This is a genomic window from Streptomyces sp. NPDC015125 (assembly GCF_043080045.1).
Taxonomy (GTDB): domain Bacteria; phylum Actinomycetota; class Actinomycetes; order Streptomycetales; family Streptomycetaceae; genus Streptomyces.
On sequence record NZ_JBIBVF010000008.1, the window covers coordinates 55,377 to 73,581 of the forward strand.

The 18,205-nt window shown below is 70.5% G+C and carries 13 protein-coding genes and 1 pseudogene; 4 read left to right on the top strand and 10 right to left on the bottom strand.

All coding sequences use genetic code 11. The features are described 5' to 3' along the window. Positions 1–281: 281 nt before the first annotated feature. The 4 genes from ACF088_RS19275 (at position 282) to ACF088_RS19290 (ending at position 7,455) form a co-directional block, all read left to right on the top strand. The gene (locus tag ACF088_RS19275) at positions 282–860 is read left to right on the top strand and encodes a MarR family winged helix-turn-helix transcriptional regulator (protein WP_392376973.1); all 579 of its coding nucleotides are present in this window, start codon (positions 282–284) and stop codon (positions 858–860) included. A gap of 590 nt (positions 861–1,450) precedes the next feature. Beyond that, a complete protein-coding gene (gene ppdK, locus ACF088_RS19280; RefSeq protein WP_392376974.1) occupies positions 1,451–4,144 on the top strand; it encodes a pyruvate, phosphate dikinase in 2,694 nt (897 codons plus the stop codon). Between the two features lie 486 nt (positions 4,145–4,630). Beyond that, on the top strand, positions 4,631–5,926 hold the full coding sequence (locus ACF088_RS19285; protein WP_392376975.1) for a hypothetical protein: 1,296 nt from the start codon (positions 4,631–4,633) through the stop codon (positions 5,924–5,926). A gap of 683 nt (positions 5,927–6,609) precedes the next feature. Further along, positions 6,610–7,455 carry an ArsR/SmtB family transcription factor gene (locus ACF088_RS19290; protein ID WP_392376976.1) on the top strand — a complete coding sequence of 282 codons (846 nt, stop codon included), beginning with the start codon at positions 6,610–6,612 and terminating at the stop codon, positions 7,453–7,455. Positions 7,456–7,741: 286 nt separating this feature from the next. Here ACF088_RS19290 and ACF088_RS19295 read toward each other — a convergent pair whose 3' ends face one another. The 10 genes and pseudogenes from ACF088_RS19295 to ACF088_RS19340 form a co-directional block, all read right to left on the bottom strand. Continuing rightward, positions 7,742–8,695, bottom strand: coding sequence for a TauD/TfdA dioxygenase family protein (locus ACF088_RS19295; protein ID WP_392376977.1), 954 nt, complete (start codon positions 8,693–8,695; stop codon positions 7,742–7,744). Positions 8,696–9,072: 377 nt separating this feature from the next. Then, complete coding sequence (locus ACF088_RS19300; protein WP_392376978.1) at positions 9,073–9,909, bottom strand: carbohydrate ABC transporter permease; 837 nt, start codon at positions 9,907–9,909, stop codon at positions 9,073–9,075. Between the two features lie 6 nt (positions 9,910–9,915). Further along, entirely contained in the window at positions 9,916–10,920 is a 1,005-nt protein-coding gene (locus ACF088_RS19305) for a carbohydrate ABC transporter permease (protein ID WP_392376979.1), read from the bottom strand. After that, a complete protein-coding gene (locus ACF088_RS19310) occupies positions 10,917–12,176 on the bottom strand; it encodes an ABC transporter substrate-binding protein (protein WP_392376980.1) in 1,260 nt (419 codons plus the stop codon). The genes ACF088_RS19305 and ACF088_RS19310 overlap by 4 nt, the downstream gene beginning before the upstream one ends. Positions 12,177–12,327: 151 nt before the next feature. Then, positions 12,328–12,639, bottom strand: coding sequence for a hypothetical protein (locus ACF088_RS19315; RefSeq protein ID WP_392376981.1), 312 nt, complete (start codon positions 12,637–12,639; stop codon positions 12,328–12,330). 292 nt (positions 12,640–12,931) lie between these two features. Then, complete coding sequence (locus ACF088_RS19320; RefSeq protein WP_392376982.1) at positions 12,932–13,318, bottom strand: hypothetical protein; 387 nt, start codon at positions 13,316–13,318, stop codon at positions 12,932–12,934. A gap of 165 nt (positions 13,319–13,483) precedes the next feature. Beyond that, positions 13,484–14,299: a maleylpyruvate isomerase family mycothiol-dependent enzyme gene (locus ACF088_RS19325; protein WP_392376983.1), complete on the bottom strand. Its 816-nt coding sequence runs from the start codon at positions 14,297–14,299 to the stop codon at positions 13,484–13,486. 165 nt (positions 14,300–14,464) lie between these two features. Further along, positions 14,465–16,429, bottom strand: a complete 1,965-nt coding sequence (locus ACF088_RS19330) for an APC family permease (protein WP_392376984.1) — start codon at positions 16,427–16,429, stop codon at positions 14,465–14,467. Between the two features lie 362 nt (positions 16,430–16,791). Next, positions 16,792–17,736, bottom strand: a complete 945-nt coding sequence (locus ACF088_RS19335; protein ID WP_392376985.1) for an oxidoreductase — start codon at positions 17,734–17,736, stop codon at positions 16,792–16,794. Positions 17,737–17,804: 68 nt separating this feature from the next. Beyond that, positions 17,805–18,107 (bottom strand): annotated as a pseudogene (locus ACF088_RS19340) (ArsR/SmtB family transcription factor); the annotation flags it as partial. Positions 18,108–18,205 lie beyond the last annotated feature (98 nt).

Here is an 18,205-nt window from a genome sequence, read left to right on the forward strand (position 1 = left end):
CGCGCATCCGGCCGCCCGGAGGAATCGGGGAACCTCCGCCGGGCCCGTACGGGGGACGGGCCCGGCGGAAGCAGCGGCGCTGCCCCCCGTACGGACAGGAGGCCCTCGGAGGCAGCCTGAGGCGTGCGGGGCGTGCGGGGCGTGCGGGGCGTGCGGAGTCTGCGGGGCGTGTCGGCGAAGGGACGGCCGCCGCCCGCCGCTACCGTTTGAGTCCGTACGGGCACCGGGTGTCACGGTGCCGGGCACCTACGGGCCGGGCAGAGGCTGAGGGGGCTGTTGTGGTGAGCGGGCACCGTTCCCTCGGGGACACGGAGAAGGCGGTCCAGGCCAAACTCGGTGACACTCCCGTCCTCGTCTGTCATGAGCGGATGGCCGCGGTTGCGAGCATCCATCGCGCCGCGGCCGCCGTACGGCAGTACTTCGAGAACTCCGTGTTGCGCGACGCCGAGCTGACCTGGACCTCCTTCGTCGTGCTGTGGGTGGTCTGGATCTGGGGCGAGCGGGAGACCCGGCGGGTCGCCGAGGACGCGGGCATCTCCAAGGGCACGCTCACCGGCGTCGCCCGCACACTCCAGGGCCGCGGCCTGCTGGAACGCAAGAACCACCCGGCCGACGGGCGGCTCGCCCTGCTCTCCCTGACCCCCGAGGGCGAGCGGCTGATGATCCGGGTCTTCCCGGAATTTCACACCGAGGAAGCCTTTGTCACCGAGGCACTGAGCGATGACGAGGCACTGGATCTGGCGGATCTGCTGGGCCGGGTCGTGCTGCAGGTCGAGACCCGGGGGGCGGACCGAATCCTGGAACTGCTGGACGGCCAGAACCCCCGGCCACGACGGAGCGGGCGACGGGCCAAGGGGTAGGAGAGCGGGCGACGGCCAAGGGGTAGGAGGGCGGGCGACGGCCAAGAGGTAGGAGAAGGGGCCGCAAGAGGCGCCGAGAGATATGGCCCGATGCCGACGCCCAGATCCGCCGGCCGTACGGGACCGGGCGCGCGTCGTGGTGGATGCCTTCCTTGAACAGGTCGTGGAGCGAGAGACTGGAGAGGGTCCAAATGATGGGACCGGGTCACACATGAGCGCGTGATTCTCGCCACCCCTGATAGGGGTTGCGCTCAGATGAGCGGTGGCGGCGGGACTCTACCTCTCCAATGGTGGCACCGGGTGCCATGCTTCATTCGTTCGACTGATTACGCCATTCGTGACTCTGGGTAGCACATTGGCCGTGTTTCAACTGCATAGCGGAGTGATGCATTCAGGTAGTGAAGTGACCGCCGAATGCATGATCACTTTCGATCTAGTGGCGGACGGCTGGTTACGCACGCATGTCGACCAAGTGGACGTACCGATGTGCCTTCGATCTGGGTATGTTCCTCGCCGTCAGGGCAGCCCGTCGGCGAGGAGTCAGTGCCGTGCCGGAAACGCAAGATCCCCACGTAACCCAGCCTTCGTCCGTGAAGTTCGTCTACGACTTCACCGAGGGCAACAAGGACCTCAAGGACCTCCTAGGCGGCAAGGGCGCGAACCTCGCCGAGATGACCAACCTGGGACTTCCGGTCCCTCCCGGCTTCACGATCACCACCGAAGCCTGCAAGGTCTACCTCGACAGCGGCACCGAGCCTGCGGCACTGCGTGCCGAGGTCTCCGAGCACCTCGACGCCCTTGAGCAGAAGATGGGCAAGAAGCTCGGCCAGGCCGACGACCCGCTGCTCGTATCGGTCCGTTCCGGGGCGAAGTTCTCCATGCCCGGCATGATGGACACCGTCCTCAACATCGGCCTCTCCGATGCATCGGTTTCCGGCCTCGCCGCGCAGGCCGGTGACGAGCGGTTCGCGTGGGACTCCTACCGCCGCCTGATCCAGATGTTCGGCAAGACCGTGCTGGGCGTGGACGGCGAGCTCTTCGAGGAGGCGCTGGAGGAGGCCAAGCAGGCCAAGGGCGTCCGCGTCGACATCGAGCTCGACGCCGCCGACCTCAAGAGCCTGGTCGCGCACTTCAAGGACATCGTGTCCAAGGAGACCGGCCGGGACTTCCCGCAGGAGCCCCGCGAGCAGATGGACCTCGCGGTGCGCGCGGTCTTCGACTCGTGGAACACCGACCGCGCCAAGCTCTACCGCCGCCAGGAGCGCATCCCCGGCGACCTCGGCACCGCGGTCAACGTCTGCTCCATGGTCTTCGGCAACCTCGGCCCCGACTCCGGCACCGGCGTCGCCTTCACCCGCGACCCCGCCAGCGGGCACCAGGGCGTCTACGGCGACTACCTGCAGAACGCGCAGGGCGAGGACGTCGTCGCCGGTATCCGCAACACCGTGCCGCTCGCCGACCTCGAGAACATCGACAAGGCGTCGTACGACGAGCTGATGCAGATCATGGAGACGCTCGAAACGCACTACAAGGACCTGTGCGACATCGAGTTCACCATCGAGCGCGGCAAGCTGTGGATGCTGCAGACCCGGGTCGGCAAGCGCACCGCCGGCGCCGCCTTCCGTATCGCCACCCAGCTCGTCGACCAGGGCCTGATCGACGAGGCCGAGGCCCTGCAGCGGGTCAACGGCGCGCAGCTCGCCCAGCTGATGTTCCCCCGCTTCGACCTCGGGGCGAAGTCCGAGACGATCGGCCGCGGCATCGCCGCCTCCCCGGGCGCGGCGGTCGGCAAGGCCGTCTTCGACTCGTACACCGCCGTCAAGTGGTCGCGCTCCGGCGAGAAGGTCATCCTGATCCGCCGGGAGACCAACCCCGACGACCTCAACGGCATGATCGCCGCCGAGGGCATCCTCACCTCCCGCGGCGGCAAGACCTCACACGCCGCCGTCGTCGCCCGCGGCATGGGCAAGACCTGTGTCTGCGGCGCCGAGGAGCTGGAGGTCGACACCAAGGCCCGCCGGATGACGACCAGCGACGGCACCGTCATCGAGGAGGGCGACGTCGTCTCCATCGACGGCTCCACCGGCAAGGTCTACGCCGGCGAGGTGCCGGTCGTGCCGTCCCCGGTCGTGGAGTACTTCGAGGGCCGGATGCACGCCGGTGCCGAGGACGCCGACGAGCTGGTCAAGGCCGTCCACCGGATCATGGCGTACGCGGACCGGGTGCGCCGGCTGCGCGTACGGGCCAACGCCGACAACGCCGAGGACGCCGCCCGTGCCCGCCGCTTCGGAGCCCAGGGCATCGGCCTGTGCCGCACCGAGCACATGTTCCTCGGTGAGCGCCGCGAGATGGTCGAGCACCTCATCCTGGCCGACACCGAGACCGACCGGGACGCCGCGCTCTCCCAGCTGCTGCCGCTCCAGAAGGCCGACTTCATCGAGCTGTTCGAGTCGATGGACGGACTGCCGGTGACGGTCCGGCTGCTGGACCCGCCGCTGCACGAGTTCCTGCCCGACATCACCGAGCTGTCGGTCCGGGTCGCGCTCGCCGAGGCCCGCAAGGACGCCAACGAGAACGACCTGCGGCTGCTGCAGGCCGTGCACAAGCTGCACGAGCAGAACCCGATGCTGGGCCTGCGCGGTGTGCGCCTCGGCCTGGTCATCCCCGGTCTGTTCGCGATGCAGGTGCGCGCCATCGCCGAGGCGGCCGCCGAGCGCAAGAACGCCAAGGGCGACCCGCGTGCGGAGATCATGATTCCGCTGGTCGGCACCGTCCAGGAGCTGGAGATCGTCCGCGAGGAGGCCGAGCAGGTCATCGCCGAGGTCGAGAAGGCCCACGGCGTCAGCCTCAAGCTCACCCTCGGCACGATGATCGAGCTGCCCCGCGCCGCCCTCACGGCCGGACAGATCGCCGAGTCGGCCGACTTCTTCTCCTTCGGTACGAACGACCTCACGCAGACGGTCTGGGGCTTCAGCCGCGACGACGTCGAGGCCAGCTTCTTCACCGCGTACCTGGAGAAGGGGATCTTCGGCGTCAGCCCGTTCGAGACCATCGACAAGGACGGCGTGGGCGCCCTGGTCCGCAACGCCGCCGCGGCCGGCCGGGCCACCCGCCCGGACCTCAAGCTCGGGGTCTGCGGCGAGCACGGCGGTGACCCGGAGTCCGTCCACTTCTTCCACGAGGCCGGACTGGACTACGTCTCCTGCTCCCCGTTCCGCATCCCGGTCGCACGGCTGGAGGCGGGCCGCGCGGCCGCGGAGTCCAAGGGCAGCGACAGCCGCTGACCACACCGGGGGCAGCGAGTACCGCTGCCCCCACCGGTCACCGGGGGCGCCGAGTGCGCCTGCGGTGGCGTGAAAGACCCACCGGAGCCCGGCAGTGCGGGTCCCAACCCTCAGTCGCCCGGCTGTCGGCTCCGGCACCCCAACGAGGGCGGCACCTGTGCGGAGGTGCCGCCCTCGGTCTTGTGCTCTGCGGGCACTTGTGTGGCGACGCAAGACCCCAGCAGCGCCGGGTAGTTGAGGAACCGGTAGTCGAAGAACCGTCAGAAACTCCCGTCGGTTAGATCACAGAAAAACCTGCGGGAAAGAGGGCAACTGCTCGGTATTGCCCCGATTTACCCGCTGGGATCGAGGGTGGGATCACTCAGGCCAAGTGATTTTTTCGTTGCCCTTAGGCCTTATATCGGTCATAAGATCACCCATCTCGCACGCATGAGCGCCACGCCCATGCGGCGGATTCCCTTCTTTCTGACCACGAAAAGGCCCCTAGTGAACCTTCGCCGTACCCTCGCGACCGCTGTCGCCGTCGCCGCCGTCACCGCACCTGCGGTCCTGCTCCCGGCGGGCTCCGTCTTCGCCGCCCCGAAGGCTCCGGCGCAGACGCAGCAGAAGCCGACCTATGCGGAACTGAAGAAGGCCGCCGACGACGCGAAGAAGGCGTACGAGGACGCGGTTGCCGCCGAGAAGGCCGGCCGCGAGAAGATCAAGGCCACCATGGACGCCCTGGACCAGGACTCCCACCCGCTCAAGGCGGCCACCCTCGCCGCGGACAAGGCGGCCAAGGCCGCCGACGCCGACAAGACCGCCGCGGACAAGGCCGTCACGGAGGCCAAGGCCGCCTTGGGCGAGGCCAAGGACGAGGCCGAGAAGGTCAAGGCGCAGGAGGCGCTCGGCGCGGCCGAGGCCGACGCCAGGACTGCCGCCGAGGCCAAGGCGAACGCGGACACCAAGCGCAAGGCGGCCCGGGATGCATGGGACGACGCCCGGGTCGCGGCCTTCCGCGAGTGGAACAAGGTCCTCAACGCCTCGGCCGAGGCACGCAAGACCAAGGAGGCGGCCGACAAGGCGCTCGCCGCTGCCGGCGACTGCGTACGCGTGCCGGGCTTGACCGTGCTCGCGAACCGCCTGCCCTCGAAGATGGTCGCCGGGACCACGGTCGACTTCTCGTTCACCGTGGCCAACGCCACCGACCGCACGCTGAACGTGGACCCGCTGGTGTTCTTCCGCCTCGTCGCCAAGAACCAGGAGCAGCACTTCCTGAAGGTGCAGTGGGCCGACGGCGCCGGCTGGCAGGAGCTGGCCCCCGAGGGCAGCAACCACGTTGCCCCCGTCAAGGACATGAAGCCCGGCGCCCGCACCGAGGTGAAGATGCGGATGGCACTCGAAGCGGGGGCCCCTGCCACCGATGCCTTCGCCCTCTTCGCGGGTGACGCCTCCGACGCGTACAACCCGTGTGTTCTCGGCCCCATGAAGCGCTACGACTTCAAGGTGCTGCCGGCCGGCAGCAAGCCCGGCACGGTCGGCGAGGCGAAGCCCGGCAAGGTCGAGGACAAGGACCGTCCGAAGCCGAAGCCGAAGTCGGCCGCGCAGACCGATTCCGTCGCCTCCGCCGACTCCACGGCCTCCGCCCAGCCGGCGTCGGCCGGCACCGGCGGCAGCCTCGCCGCGACCGGTGCGTCCCCCGCCGTGCCGCAGCTCGCCCTCGCGGGCGGCGCCGCCGCGCTGCTCGGCACCGGGGCGGTCTTCGCCGTCCGCCGTCGCCGTGGGGCCCGGGGCACCAACTGACCCCAGGCGCCAACTGACCCCAGGCGCCGAAGAGGGCCCGCATCCGAGTGCCGGATGCGGGCCCGTGCGTCATCTCGCCCGTGCCTCAACCCGCCCGCGCCTCAACCCGCCCGTGTGTCATCACACCGGGGTGTACGCGGTTCACGTGGAGTGTGCCCCAGCAGTGCCCACGGGCCCACCGTTTCGGCATCTTCGCAGGTCAAACGGACGAGGGCGGCACCTGTGCGGAGGTGCCGCCCTCGCTTTTTCCGGACTCCCCCCTCGGGAGCTGCCGTCACCCCGGTCGGCGCGGGGTGCGGCCTTCAGCGGGGCTGGCGAACGGCCGGGTGGTTGCCCATCACCCCCCACGGGATCGAGCAATCCGGTCCGTTCGCACCGCCGCTGAATTGAGTACAAGCTTTCCTCCACCCCGCCCGGTGGCGCGACCACTTTCAAGTCTGGCCAAAAGGGCATGGTGACCGCACGTGTTGGCGTGCATACTCAGGCGTGCCGGGGGTCGACTGAGGAAACCAGAGGTGGGGGTTTCGGTGTTACGCGTCCATTTCAGTGGACTCGATCTGGCCCGTGTGCGCATTGCGGCACGCCCGGACGCACTGTGGGAGACCGTCTTAAGCTTTCACCGGCTGCGCGACCGACGGGACGATTCGGCGTTCGGCAAATGGCGATCGGAAACGCGCGGAAGGTTGAATGGCGAAGCTCGACTGCTGGCGCCGCTCGTGCCCACCCGCGGGTATTTTCCCGATTTCCTGACGCCCGCCGAAGGGCTCCTCGGCATGACCGACGCGCTCGCCGCGCTGCGCGAGACGCCGGCCGGGCGGCTGCACGAGGAACTCGGCCGGCTCTCCACGGCCACCCGCCCGTTCCCGTCGTGGATACGGGCGATGGCCGAGGGCGACACCCGTGCCCTCGGCAGGCTCGCCGGGATCCTCCAGCGTTATTACGAGGCGGCCGTCGCCCCGTACTGGCCGCGCGTCCAGGGCCGTATCGAGGCCGACCGGGCCGCCCGTGGCAGGGCGCTGCTCGACGGCGGTGCGGACCGGCTGCTCGCCTCGCTCCCGCCGATGATGCGCTGGCGCCCGCCCGTGCTGGAGGCCGACTATCCGGTGGACCGCGATCTCCACCTCGGCGGCCGGGGGCTGTTGCTGCTGCCGTCGTACTTCTGCCGCCGCACCCCGGTCACCTTCCACAACACGGATCTGACGCCCGTGCTGGTCTACCCCGTGGAACACCAGACGCCGCGGCTCACCCCGCCGGTCCCGCCGGAACGTTCCCTCGGCCGGCTCGTCGGCCAGACCCGCTCCGCGATACTCCAGGGCATCGGCGTCGGCTGCACCACCAGCGAACTCGCGCGCCGCGCCGATGTCTCGCTGGCCTCCGCCAGCCAGCACGCGACGGTGCTCCGCGATGCCGGCCTGCTGGTCACCCTGCGGCAGGGCAACGCGGTGCTGCACACGCTCACCCCGCTGGGTGCGGCCCTGCTGCGCGGTGCGCGTCCGGCGGAAGCGGCGGCGTACGAACGGCTGGGGTGAGCGGCGCCGGGCGCGCGTCCGGACGCGTGGGGTACGCCGTGCCGCGCCCCGGGTACGCCGTGCCGCGCCCCGGACGCCGTGCCGACTGCCCCGGACGCCGTGCCGACTGCCCGGTACGTCGTGCCGGGGGCCCAGGCCGCCATGCGGCAAGTCCGGTTCCGGCTCCGGCTCCACCTGCCACCAGTCCGTCTCCGTCTGCCGCTCGCCCGGCGCCTGCCGCCCTGCCGAGCAGCCCTGCCGCCCCTCGGGTACGTCGTGGCGGGCGGCAGCTACGCAAGGCCCGCGGTCAGTAGGGGCGGTCGCCCGCGATGGCGACCCGTTCGGCGACCCGGCGATGCGTCCCGTAGTCGTTCACCGCATAGTGCTGGGTGGCACGGTTGTCCCAGAACGCGAGGTCCCCCGACTGCCAGCGCCACCGCACCTGAAACTCCGGCACCTGCGCCTGCTGGAACAACACGCGCAACAGCCGGTCGCTCTCCGCCTCCGCCAGGCCCACGATCCGGGTGGTGAAGGAGGCGTTGACGAACAGCATCCGCCGCCCGGTCTCCGGGTGCCGGCGCACCACCGGATGCTCGACCGGCGGGAACTGCGCCTGAAATGGCGCCAGTTGAACGGCGGAGTAGAAGCGCGCGAAACCCGGGAGATAGTCGTGCACCGCCCGCGCCCCATTGACCCGTGCCTGGATTTCCGGAGGCAAATTGTCGTATGCCGCAGCCATATCGGCCCACATCGTGTCCCCGCCCGCGGGCGGCACCTCCCGCAGTTGCAACACCGCACCCAGCGCCGGCCGTTCCCGGAACGTGACATCCGTGTGCCATACGTTCTCGAACGTCGGGACTCCGCCGGCCGCCTTGTCGAACCGCACCACATCCTCCGAATCGCCCCACGCCAGCAACGGGTTGGTCTCCAGCTCACCCCAATTGCGAGCGAATTCGCGCTGTGCCGCGGAGCTCAGATGCTGCCCGCGGAAGAACAGCACCTTCCACTCCAGCAACGCCCGGTTCAGCTCCGTGCGCAGGCCGTCGGACAGCGGACGGGACAGGTCCAGCCCACGGATTTCGGCCCCGATGGTGGCCGCCTGGGGCACGACCTCGAAGCGCTCGTACGACCGGTCCTCCCAGCCGTCGGGAGTCCGGCGCAGGATGCGGTGCCCTTCGTACAGGCCGTCGGCCGGGATGCGGTGGGGGCGCAGTGCGGGGGTGGGGGCGAGGGGAGCCGCGGAATCGGCGAGCGTCGTCAACTGGTCCTCCTGAACGAGAGGGGGAAGGGGAGGCTGGGGTGGGAGAGGGAGTGGGGAGCCTGCTGATGGCCGAGGGGGAGCGTGGTGCGGCCAGGGTGGACGCGGTCGTCGGACCACCGCCCGCCGCACGTCAGCGCAGGAAGCCGTCAGTGCAGGAAACCGTCACCGCGGGAAGCCGTCGGCGCGGGAGGCCGTCAGGCCGGACAGAAACACCGGGCCGGGGGAGACCCCACCCGGCCGCGGCGGCGCAGAAAGCTCAGGCCGCGGGGCGCGCACTCGCCGCGGGGGCCGCCCTCGCGCGGGGCCACCTCACGGACAGTCGGGTGCGTGCTCATGCCCCGCACCGTACCCCCTCCGGACGGGTGGGCTCAATGCCCTCAGTCATCGATCCCACTGCGCTCCACCCCCGCCACGATGTACCGCTGGAGCAGCAGGAAGACCACCACCAACGGGGCGATGGAGACCGCCGCGGCCACGAACAGCTCGTGCAGATTGAGGTTCTGCGCGGTGGTGAACGTCGACAGCGCCACCTGCACCGTCCAGGCCTCCTGGTCCTGCCCGATCACCAGGGGCCACAGGAACGCGTTCCAGGCACCGATGAAGACGATGGTGGCGACGGCGGCGAAGACCGGCCGGGCGTTGGGCACCACGATGCGCCAGTACGTCCGCCAGTAGCCGAGCCCGTCGACCCGCGCCGCATCCTCCAGCTCCTTGGGGAAGCCCAGGAAGTACTGCCGGAAGATGAAGCAGGCGAACGCGCTGAACAGCGTCGGAATGACCAGACCCCGCAGCGTGGAGATCCATCCGAGCGACGACACCAGCACAAAGCTCGGCACGAACGTCACGGCCGCCGGGACCATCAGCGTCCCCAGGACCGCGTAGAAGACGACCTGGGCGTGCCGGTAGGGGATCCGGGCCAGGCCGTACCCCGCGAGCGAGGCCAACACCACCGTTCCGACGGTCGTCGACACCGCGATCAGCGTGGAGTTGAGCAGCGCCCGCCCCATGGGGAGGTTCGGATCCCGGAAGACCTCGGTGAGGTTCGACCACTGCAGTTCGTGCGGGAAGAACGTCCAGCCCGGGGCCGTGATGTCCCGCTCGGTGGCCAGTCCGTTCCGCACCAGCAGGTAGAAGGGGATGAGGAACAGCAACGCGAGGGCGATCACGGCGACGGCCCGCAGTGCGCGCCCGGCTCTGGTCAGCGCGTCATGCATCGGTGCTCACTCCTCCTTGCGGCCGAGGCCGAACCAGCGGGCCTGTACGACCGTCGCCACCGCGATGATCAGGGCCAGGATCACCGCACCCGCGCTGCCCAGCCCGAGATTCTGGTCCTGTCCGAGCGCCGTGTAATACAGATAGACCAACGGCGGTCGCGCATAGGGCGGATAGCCGCGTGCATCGCTCAGCAGGTTGTAGAACTCGTCGAACGCCTGGAACGCATTGATCACCAACAGCAGCACCACCGCCACGGACGTGGCACGCAACTGCGGAAAGGTGATGTGCCGGAAGACCTGCCAGCCCGGCCGCGCCCCGTCCACCGCCGCCGCTTCGTACAGCTGCGGTGAGATCCGCTGCAGCCCGGCCAGAAACAGGATCATGTAGAACCCGGCCTGCAGCCACAGCCGTACGGTCACGATGACCAGCCAGTACCAGGGCGGATCGGTCGTCGACAGCCAGGCCGTCTGCTCGGCGCCGAACCATCCCAGCACGGTGTTGGCCAGCCCGAACCGCACCCCGTTGAAGACGGACAGCTTCCAGATCACCGCCGCGACGACATAGGAGCAGGCCGTCGGCAGGAAGAACACCGACCGGAAGAACGCCTGGGCGAAGCGCAGCCGGTTCACCATCAGCGCCAGGGCGAGCGACAGTGCGTAGGTCGCCGGCACGATGAACACCGTGAACAGCAAAAACGTGCCCAGGCTGCCGAGGAACGCGGGATCGCTCAGCATCGTGCCGTAGTTGCCCAGCCCGACGAAATCCGAGCCGGCCGGGCTCACGGTGTTGTGCGCGTCGAAGAAGCTCAGGTAGACGCTCCACACCAACGGCACGTACGTGAACAGCCCCAGCCCGATCGCGAACGGCCCCACGAAGACCCAGAACCAGAGATTCCGCCGCTGCGGGCCGAGCCATCGGGCGCCGGGCGAGCGGGGCTCGGCTTCCTGCGCCGCCGCGGCACGCGGGGCCGGTACGTCCGTGACCGCCGCTTCGGTCCCTTCCGCCGTCACTTCTTCTTGACCCGCTGAAGCTCGGCGTTGACCTTGCGCACCACGGTTTTCAGCTCGCTCTCCGGGTTGGCGCCGTCCTTGATGATCCGGCTCAGGGCGTCCTGATAGGCGGTACGGTCCGCGGTCGTCCACAACAGCGGCTCGGCATAGCCGTGATCGGCCGCGAGCCGGACCGCGTCCGCCGCCGGGCCGGACTGCAACTGCTTGGCCTTCTTGGCCAGCGAGATCCGCGCCGGAATATGGAATCCGTACGACAGCGCGAAGTCCTGCTGGTAGTCGGTGCGGTCCACCCACAGCCACTTGGCGAAGGCCTTGGCTTCCTCCTTGCGCCGGCTCCGGGCACTGACCGCGGAGCCATAGGCGCCGACTTGCACGGAAGGTGTACCTCCGCTCCCGTCCTTCGGGAACGGCAGCACCCCGAAGTCGTCCCCCAGCGCCTTCGCGATCTGCGGCAGCGCCCACAGCCCCGACCACTGCATCGCGGTCAGGCCCTGGATGAAGGCGGCCGGATCGGACCAGTCCGTGGGCGCACCGAGCAGCAACGACTTGTCCGCGTACAGCTGCCGGACCTTCCCGAGCGCACGGGCCGCCGCCGGATCGTCGAACCCGGCCTTGCCGTCCGGGCTGATCAGGCTCAGCCCGGCCGCGAACAACGGCGTCCCACCGAGCACCCCCACCCCGCCGTCGTTCCCCAGGAACAGCCCCTTGGTCTTCGTGCCGCTGAGCTTCTTCGCCCCGTCCACCAGCTCATCGAGCGTCTGCGGCGGCTGCACCCCGGCCTGCTTCAGCAGGCTCTTGCGGTAGTACAGCAGCTGCATGTCGACGGCCTGCGGGATGCCCCAGATCTTGTCCTGCCAGATCTTCGGGGCCAGCACGGCCTGGTGGAAGTCGTCCTTCACGGGCTCGACCTCGGCGGTCAGGTCGACCACCTGCCCGCCCTGAATCTGGTCCAGCAGCGGCCCGTTGGCCTCGAAGACGTCCGGCCCCGAGTCGGTGAGCAGCGCGGCTGCCGTCTGCCGGTCGTAGTCACCCGGCCGCCACTGCACCGAGACGTCCGCCTTCCGGTACGCGGCGGCGTACCGTTTCACGGCCTGCTGGGTCCCGGGTTCCCCGTACTGGTGGTACCACTGACTGATCGCGGGCCCCGAACCACCGCCGCCCCGCCCGGTATTGGACCCGCACGCGGTCGCCAGCCCCGCGGCAAGGGCCGCCCCGCCGCCGGCCGCCAACAGCCGCCGCCTGTTGATCTCCGTCATGGCACGTCGCCCCCTGCGCTCGTAACCTACCGGTGATCGTCGATCACCGACGGTGCGACCGTCCACTCTGCCGCACGACGGTGAAGCGCGCATGGCATCTGCACGAAACGGGGGGTGGGGGAGGGGCGGTGGATGCCGCGGGCGGGCCCCGCTACGCGTTGGCCTGACGCTGCTTGCGGTACAGGTCGATGGCCGCCTCGGTGGGGAAGTTGGGCACGGTGACGGTTTCGCCGGTGTCCTTGGCGACGATGATCTTTGACCCGCCGGGCGGGGCCGGCTGGGGCTCGCCTGATACGTCGGGGGTGTCGGGGAAAGCGGCGTAAACGAGGTAGCCGAGGTCGAATTCTTCGACGTGCAGAGGGGCGGGAGAGCCGTCCGGCAGCTTGGGCTCGGCATAGCGGCTGCGGACGATGGCGAGCGCTTCCTCGGGGGTGGTGGGCGGCGTGTGCTGGTCCTGGGGCATATCGGTTCCCTCCTGGTCGGTGCGGAGATGGTGCGGGGTGCGTACTGCCCGCGCAGGCGCTGCCGAGAGGGCCCGGGCGGATGCGAGTGTGCAGGGGCCGGCAGGATGGTGCGGCCGGAGGCGAGGGTGAGGAGACCGGGCAAGGGTGCAGTGGGCAGTTCTCTGCACTCTGCGTGCGGGACGCCGTGTCACCTCGCCGTCGAGACGGAAGGGTTGCCGCCCCTCACACGGCGAACGACTTGCTCTTCTGTGAGGTTTCCGTCGCTGTCCCATTGCGGTGGCCACGCCGGGGTCAGGCGTCGTTCGGGCAGCGGACCTCGTTCGGGCGGTAGACCTTGTAATAGAGCTCCACCGCGGCCTCCGCGGGGAAGTTGGGCAGGTGCGACACCTCACCGTCGATCTTGGAGATCACGATGTTGGCGCCCCCGGGGTTCGAGGGGCGGGCAGTGGGGTCTCCGACCACCGGCCAGCTCGCCTGGATCAGGTAGCCGATGTCGAATTCGTGGACGAACAGGCCGGAAGGACCGCCGGGCGAACCGACCTCGGAGAAGTGCTTCCGGCCGATCGCCAATGCCTCGGCCTCGTCCGTCGGCAGGGGATCCGGTCCGAGCCGGGGACGGTACGGGGGAGGTGTGGGAGGCAGGCCGGGAGTGCTGCCCGGCCGGTCGGACTCGGTCATGGGGCTCTCTCCTCGGGTGGGTTGGTTCCTGTGGGCGGTGGCCAACTTAATCCACGCACCGGCGGGCTGATTGGTTCGTCTCCGGGTGGGCCGGGGCCGGGGCCGGCGCGGGATGAGGGGCGAGACGGGGCGAGGTGAGTGGGGTGCCGGGCGGTGTCCCGGTCCTCAACCGAACAACACACGTGCCAGCCAGAACTCCAGCAGTTCCGCGTCGCCGGTGATCTCGAAGGTGTTGTCGTCGGCGGGGGTGCGGCCATAGATGAGGAGCAGGAGGCCGGTCAGCGGCGCGCGGACGGAGACGGCGGCTGGTTCCTGGGCGCGGCGCCAGGCGAGGGTGTCGCCGGTGAGGTCGACGAGCCAGTCGGCGGCGGCTTCCGGCGGGGTGTCCGTGGCGTGGAAGTGGAGGGTGCGGCCGGGGCCGAGGAGTTCGCGTCGGTCGGGGTGGAAGTCGAACATCTCGGGGAGGGAGCCGAGTTCCATCCATTCGTCGAGGGTGTCGAGGGCGAGTCGCTGGTCGACGGTGAAGTCGCCGCCGAGCGCCAGCGTGACATCGGCTCGGTGCATGACCGTCTCGTGGGCCATGCGGCGGGCGAAGAAGCGCGGGGAGCCGGAGGGGAGCGGGGTCCAGATCCGGACGTCGGGGCCCGTGGAGCGCAACGTGTCCGCAAGGCGCCGGGCGCCCTCAAGGAGCCAGGCGGCGGCCTCGGCCGGGGACTGGGTGGTGTCGCGGGGCAGGACGCGGAGGGCGGTCTCGGGCGGGGGTTCGGTCGCCCGGGTTCGTACCAGGTCCTCGACCCAGCGATGGGCCTCGCCCAGATGCCGGAGCAGCTGGGCGAGGTTCCAGTCCGGGCACGAGGGGACGGTGGTCGTCAGGTCGGCGTCCCGCTCCGTGAGGCAGGACGCCAGCAGTGCGGCCTGGTCGACGATTGCGGCACAGTGACCGTCGTAATCCATATCCATGGCGGGGTTTGCGGAGTTCATGACCTCACGGTAGGACGCACCACTGACAACGGAGCGTCACGACGAGCGGTTCCGTGTCACGAGCGGTGAGCAGTTCCGCATCACGAGCCGCTCCGCATCACGAGCCGTTTCCCCACACGAGCCGTTCCCCGTCACGAGCCGTCCCCCTCCCCCCCCAGTCCGGCGTCACGAGCGGGCGCCCTGCTGCTCCAGGCGGAACCGCAACCGGCAGATGACCGCATCCGTGTCCCGGCGCACCGCACGGGCGACGACCGCGCCGCGCTGGTTCTGCAGCAGGCGCTGCCAGAGGTGGGCGGGTTCGGCCTCCGGGATCAGGACGGTGACGCGGGTGGTGGGGTGCCGTGCCGTCAGGCCGGTGACATAGGCGGCGATGGGGCGGCCGAGGGAGCGGGTGCCGGAGGGCAGTTCGAGGAGTTCCACGCCGGGGTTCCACAGTTCCCAGTCGCGGCGCAGGGCCTCGGCGGCCGGGCGGTCCTCGGGGGCGCCGTAGGTGACGGTGACCGCCACCACCTCGTCGCCCAGGGACACCGCCGCGTTGAGGGCCTCGCAGGTCAGCCGGGAGAGATGCGAGACGGGGACGATGACGAGGGAGGGGGCGCGGTGCGGGGGTTCGGGGACGCGGCCCAGGCCGAGGCGCTCGCCGATACGGGCATAGGCGCGGTGCACGGCCTCGAAGACGAGGACCAGCAGCGGCAGGGCGATCACGATGAGCCAGGCGCCCTCGGTGAATTTGGTGGCGGTGACGACGATCGCCGAGACGCCGGTGAGCAGCGCGCCGAAGCCGTTCAGCAGGGCCTTGCCGCGCCACCGGGGGGACCGGTCGAGGCGCCAGTGCCGGACCATGCCGATCTGGCAGAGCGTGAAGCCGACGAAGACACCGATGGCGAACAGCGGGACGAGGGTGTTGACGTCGCCGCCGGAGAAGACCAACAGGGCCGCGGCGACGGCGGCGAGCGCCAGCACGCCGTGGCGGTGGACCTGGCGGTCCGCCTTGAGGCCGAAGACGTGTGGCAGGTAGTTGTCCCGGGCGAGCAGGCCCATCAGGACGGGCAGACCGCCGAAGGAGGTGTTGGCGGCGAGGGCCAGCAGCACCATGGTGGCGAACTGGACGACGTAGAAAGCCCCGTTGTGGCCGAGAGAGGCGTCCGCGAGCTGGGCGAGGACGGTGACGCCCTCGACCGGCTGGAGGTGGAAGCGGCCGATCAGGACGGACAGGCCGATCAGCATCACGCCGAGCAGGGCGCCGAGCGCGACCTCGGTGCGCTGGGCGCGCTTGGCCGCCGGCGCCCGGAAGGACGGCACCGCGTTGGCGACCGCCTCGACCCCCGTCAGCGCCGAGCAGCCGGATGCGAACGCCTTGAGCAGGAGCAGGGCGCCGACGGCGGTGGCGTTGTGGGCGAGGACGGAGGTGTGCCCGTCGGCGGTGACGGTGGAGGCGGGGGCGTCGCGGAAGAGACCGGCGACGATCATCGTCAGGATGGCGCCGATGAAGACGGCGGTGGGGAGGAGGAAGGCCTTTGCCGAGTCGACGATGCCGCGCAGGTTGATGCCGGTGATGATCACGAGCACCGCCAGGCAGATCCCCGTACGGTCGTCGTAGAGCGCGGGGAACGCCGAGGTCAGGGCCGCGACACCGGCCGTCACGGAGACCGCGACATTGAGGACGTAGTCGAGGAGCAGGGAGGCGGCGGCGACCAGGGCGGTGCGGCGGCCGAGGTGGGCCTTGGCCACCGCGTACGAACCGCCGCCGTTGGGGTAGGCGGCGATCACCTGGCGGTACGAGGCCACCAGGACGGCCAGCAGCGCGGCGATGGCGAGCGTGACGGGGAGCGTGAAGCCGAGGCCGTAGCCGCCCGCCGCGGCCAGGACCAGCACGATCGACTCGGGGCCGTAGGCGACGGACGCCATGGCATCGAGCGAGAGGGCGGCCAGGCCCTGGAGGGCGGTGAGGCGGTGGCGGGTGTCGGAGGCGGGGGCGGTGGCGTCACCCGAGCCGTGGGCCGGCCCGTGGGCCGATACGCGGCCCGAGCCGGTGTCGGCGCCGGTGTCGTTCGGCTGGGTGGTGACGGCGCCGGTAGTGGTATCCGGCGGTTCCTCGGGCCGGCCATCGGGCTGGGAAACCATCGACATCTGTCGTCGTACCTCCGTGCAACACCGTGCGGGACCAGCTCAGCGTGCGGGCGCGACGGCCGCCGTCTGCGGGCCTTGGCGGCCCTTTGGCGGGCGGCGGTGTGTTCTTCACGGGTTCTTGACGCAGGGAGCGGCCGTGGGAGCGGCCGTGGGAGCGGCCGTGGAGCTGTCCACAGGAGCTGTCCGCGGTGCGGATGCTCGCGCTCAGCCGCGGCCTCTTCGTTCTCCTTCGCTCCCCTTCGCTCCCCTTCGCTCCCCTTCCCGCCCTTTCCCTCCCCTTTCGCTTCGCGTCCTTCCCTTCCGGCCCTTCCCTCCCGGCCCTTCCCTTCCCGCAGGTCGGAGCGCCGTCGGCGGGGTGCGGGTCAGAGCGCCGCAGCAGGCCGTGAGAAGTCGTAGTGGACGCCGGTGAGCTCCTCCGAGGCGGCCCACAGCCGCTCACCGTTCGCGGCCTTCTTGGTCCAGGGGGCGCGGAAGGACTGGACGGGGGCGCCGCGCAGTCCGCTGCGCGGGCCGATGAAGGAGTCCGGCCGCATGTGGGGCGCGGTGGCCGCGCAGAGGGTGCCCAGGGCGCCGCCGTCCGGGGACTGGGCGAGCGCGCGGTTGGCCAGGTCGACCATGCGCTCGGCGGAGGTGCGGCCCTCCATCCGGACGCCCGCGGTCGCGAGGTTGGTGGCGGCGTATCCGGGGTGCGCGGCAGCCGCGACGACCTGTGACCCGGCAGCGGCCAGCCGCCGGGTCAGTTCGTGGGTGAAGAGCAGGTTGGCGCTCTTGGAGCGGCTGTAGGCGATCCAGCGTCGGTAGGAGCGCGCGCTGTTGAGGTCGGTGTAGTCGAGGTCGGCGAGGGCGTGCAGCATGCTGGAGACGGTGACGACCCGGGCGCCGGGCGTGGCGAGGAGCTTGGGCAGCAGCAGACCGGTCAGCGCGAAGTGGCCGAGGTGGTTGGTGCCGAACTGCATCTCGAAGCCGTCGGCGGTGGTGCGGTACGGCAGTGCCATCACGCCCGCGTTGTTGATGAGCAGATCGAGGCGGTCGCCGTCGAAATCGTCGAGGGCGGCCGCGAAGTCCCGTACGGAGGACAGATCGGCCAGGTCGAGGGGGCGGAACTCGGCCTCGGCGGTGGGGACGTCGGACCGCAGCCGGTCCAGGGCGGCCATGCCCCGCGCCTCGTTGCGGCAGGCCAGCAGTACGCGGGCGCCGTGGCGGGCCAGTTCACGTGCTGTGGCGTAGCCGAGTCCGCTGTTGGCGCCGGTGACGACCGCCGAGCGGCCGGTCTGGTCGGCGATGTGGCTGGTGTTCCACCGGGTCACGCCTGTGCTCCTCCGTACGGGGGCGACCAGAGTACGTGGGTGGGGCGACCCGGGTGTTGCGCCCGTGGTCACTCCTCCTCGGCGAGGCGCTTGATCGATGAGAGACGGGTGTCCCAGGTGGCGGCCACCCGGTCCATCCACCGGGCGGTGACCCCCAGCCGCTCCGGTATGACCCGGTAGCGCGCCTCCCTGCCCTCCCGGTGGCCGGCGACCAGACCGGCCCGGTCCAGGACGCCCAGGTGTTTGACGATGGCCTGGCGGCTGACCGGCAGTTCGGCTGCCAGGACCGTGGCGGTCGCCTCGCCGTGTGCGGCGAGGGCGTCGAGTATCCGGCGGCGGGTCGGATCCGCCAGCGCGGAGAGAACCTCGGCCGCGGCATCCGAGCCGGAACCCTGGCCGACGTCCGAGTCCGAGCCCTGAGCGCCGCTGCCCCCGCCCGAGCCCTGGCCGCTGCCCCCGCCCGAGCCCC